This is a genomic window from Vibrio sp. HI00D65 (genome assembly GCF_001635455.1).
GTDB lineage: Bacteria > Pseudomonadota > Gammaproteobacteria > Enterobacterales > Vibrionaceae > Vibrio.
Genome location: NZ_LWEH01000314.1, coordinates 1 through 2,109 on the forward strand (window position 1 = coordinate 1; position 2,109 = coordinate 2,109).

10 tRNA genes are annotated in these 2,109 nt (G+C 49.6%); 4 read left to right on the top strand and 6 right to left on the bottom strand.

Going from position 1 to position 2,109, the window contains the following annotated elements:
* Positions 1-50: 50 nt before the first annotated feature.
* From A3712_RS19465 to A3712_RS27495, 6 genes are all read right to left on the bottom strand, one after another.
* Positions 51-126 (bottom strand) — tRNA-Gly (locus A3712_RS19465).
* 56 nt (positions 127-182) lie between these two features.
* Positions 183-259, bottom strand: a tRNA-Met gene (locus A3712_RS27485).
* A 140-nt stretch (positions 260-399) separates the two neighbouring features.
* A tRNA-Gly gene (locus A3712_RS27490) sits at positions 400-475 on the bottom strand.
* Positions 476-531: 56 nt separating this feature from the next.
* Positions 532-608: transfer RNA gene (locus A3712_RS19475), tRNA-Met, on the bottom strand.
* Positions 609-645: 37 nt separating this feature from the next.
* Positions 646-721, bottom strand: a tRNA-Gly gene (locus A3712_RS26950).
* Between the two features lie 56 nt (positions 722-777).
* A tRNA-Met gene (locus tag A3712_RS27495) sits at positions 778-854 on the bottom strand.
* A 234-nt stretch (positions 855-1,088) separates the two neighbouring features.
* Between A3712_RS27495 and A3712_RS28435 the strand changes: the two genes are divergently transcribed.
* The 4 genes from A3712_RS28435 (at position 1,089) to A3712_RS27500 (ending at position 1,862) form a co-directional block, all read left to right on the top strand.
* Positions 1,089-1,164 (top strand) — tRNA-Gly (locus A3712_RS28435).
* A gap of 140 nt (positions 1,165-1,304) precedes the next feature.
* Positions 1,305-1,381 (top strand) — tRNA-Met (locus A3712_RS28440).
* Between the two features lie 56 nt (positions 1,382-1,437).
* A tRNA-Gly gene (locus A3712_RS26965) sits at positions 1,438-1,513 on the top strand.
* Positions 1,514-1,786: 273 nt separating this feature from the next.
* A tRNA-Gly gene (locus A3712_RS27500) sits at positions 1,787-1,862 on the top strand.
* The last annotated feature ends 247 nt before the right edge of the window (positions 1,863-2,109 follow it).

Sequence of the window (2,109 nt, forward strand, 5' to 3'; positions counted from 1 at the left end):
GTGACCTCAACCTTGGCAAGGANAATGCTCTTCATGTTTCACTTTCAAAATGGAGCGACACACGAGGTTCGAACTCGTGACCTCAACCTTGGCAAGGTTGCGCTCTACCAGCTGAGCTAGTGTCGCATAAGTTAATCGCAGCTCTTACTACTTTTGGCAATAGATAGCGCTTAACTGTAATGTGGTTGCGGGAGCCGGATTTGAACCGACGACCTTCGGGTTATGAGCCCGACGAGCTACCAAGCTGCTCCATCCCGCGTCCGGATGCATTGTTTAAGTACAATGAAACTTCAAATTGGAGCGACACACGAGGTTCCCGATCTTCAAGGCTTAGGCGTGACCTTAACCTTGGCAAGGATTGCACTCTGCCAGAATGCTCTTCATGTTTCACTTTCAAATTGGAGCGACACACGAGGTTCGAACTCGTGACCTCAACCTTGGCAAGGTTGCGCTCTACCAGCTGAGCTAGTGTCGCATAAGTTAATCGCAGCTTTTACTGCTTTTGGCAATAGATAGCGTTTAACTATAATGTGGTTGCGGGAGCCGGATTTGAACCGACGACCTTCGGGTTATGAGCCCGACGAGCTACCAAGCTGCTCCATCCCGCGTCCGGATGCATTGTTTAAGTCAATGAGTCTATCAAATTGGAGCGACACACGAGGTTCGAACTCGTGACCTCAACCTTGGCAAGGTTGCGCTCTACCAGCTGAGCTAGTGTCGCATAAGTTAATCGCAGCTCTTACTGCTTTTGGCAATAGATAGCGTTTAACTGTAATGTGGTTGCGGGAGCCGGATTTGAACCGACGACCTTCGGGTTATGAGCCCGACGAGCTACCAAGCTGCTCCATCCCGCGTCCGGATGCATTGTTTAAGTCAATGAGTCTATCAAATTGGAGTGACACACGAGGTTCCCGATCTTCAAGGCTTAGGCGTGACCTCAACCTTGGCAAGGATTGCACTCTGCCAGAATGCTCTTCATGTTTCACTTTCAAAATGGAGCGACACACGAGGTTCGAACCTCGTGTGTCGCTCCAATTTGTAGATTAACGCAAAAGCGGTAATCGGAAGGTGAAAGACCTTTCCATGATGCGACACTAGCTCAGCTGGTAGAGCGCAACCTTGCCAAGGTTGAGGTCACGAGTTCGAACCTCGTGTGTCGCTCCATTTTGAAAGTGAAACATGAAGAGCATTCTGGCAGAGTGCAATCCTTGCCAAGGTTGAGGTCACGCCTAAGCCTTGAAGATCGGGAACCTCGTGTGTCGCTCCAATTTGAAGTTTCATTGTACTTAAACAATGCATCCGGACGCGGGATGGAGCAGCTTGGTAGCTCGTCGGGCTCATAACCCGAAGGTCGTCGGTTCAAATCCGGCTCCCGCAACCACATTACAGTTAAGCGCTATCTATTGCCAAAAGTAGTAAGAGCTGCGATTAACTTATGCGACACTAGCTCAGCTGGTAGAGCGCAACCTTGCCAAGGTTGAGGTCACGAGTTCGAACCTCGTGTGTCGCTCCATTTAGAAAGTGAAACATGAAGAGCATTCTGGCAGAGTGCAATCCTTGCCAAGGCTGAGGTCACGCCTAAGCCTTGAAGATCGGGAACCTCGTGTGTCACTCCAATTTGATAGACTCATTGACTTAAACAATGCATCCGGACGCGGGATGGAGCAGCTTGGTAGCTCGTCGGGCTCATAACCCGAAGGTCGTCGGTTCAAACCCGGCTCCCGCAACCACATTACAGTTAAACGCTATCTATTGCCAAAAGCAGTAAGAGCTGCGATTAACTTATGCGACACTAGCTCAGCTGGTAGAGCGCAACCTTGCCAAGGTTGAGGTCACGAGTTCGAACCTCGTGTGTCGCTCCATTTTGAAAGTGAAACATGAAGAGCATTATCCTTGCCAAGGTTGAGGTCACGCCTAAGCCTTGAAGATAGGGAATCTCGCGTGTCGTTCAAATTTGATAGACTCATTGACTTAAACAATGCATCCTGACGCCGGATAGATCAGTTAGATAGCTCGTCGGGCTCATAACCCGAAGGTCGTCGGTTCAAATCCGGCTCCCGCAACCACATTACAGTTAAACGCTATCTATTGCCAAAAGCAGTAAGAGCT